The sequence below is a fragment of the Variovorax sp. KBW07 genome, assembly GCF_003852515.1.
Classification (GTDB): domain Bacteria; phylum Pseudomonadota; class Gammaproteobacteria; order Burkholderiales; family Burkholderiaceae_C; genus Variovorax.
Map to the genome: position 1 here is coordinate 1 of NZ_QAJK01000291.1, position 462 is coordinate 462.

The following is a 462-nucleotide window of genomic DNA, read 5'->3' on the forward strand; positions in this document are numbered from 1 at the left end:
CTATGATTTGAGAGATTCTATCATTTTGCCATGGGATAACTGTGGTAATTCTAGAGCTAATATCTAACAGAATGCCGTGACTCACGAAGCGGCGGATTTATTAGATCAAAATCAACCTGGTGAAAACCGGTTTTTTGATGACTCTGGATAATTTTACTGATCGTACGACCTTTGTGTTGACGACATATCTCTTGAAGTGGCTGACCTATCAACTTTCGATGGTAAGATCAAAGCTTACCATGGTTGTAACGGGTAACGGGGAATCAGTGTTCGATTCCGGAGAGGGAGCCTGAGAAACGGCTACCACATCCACGGAAGGCAGCAGGCGCGTAAATTACCCAATACCGGTTCGGTGAGGTAGTGACAAAAAATAACAATATGGGCCCTAGTGGTTTCATAATTGCAATGAGAACATTTTAAATACTTTATCAAGTATCAATTGGAGGGCAAGTCTGGTGCCAG

The 462-nt window shown here is 42.6% G+C and carries 1 rRNA gene; it reads left to right on the forward strand.

Annotation, left to right across the window (positions count from 1 at the left end):
• Window positions 1-365: ribosomal RNA gene (locus DBV14_RS33700) — 16S ribosomal RNA — on the forward strand; the annotation flags it as partial.
• Window positions 366-462 lie beyond the last annotated feature (97 nt).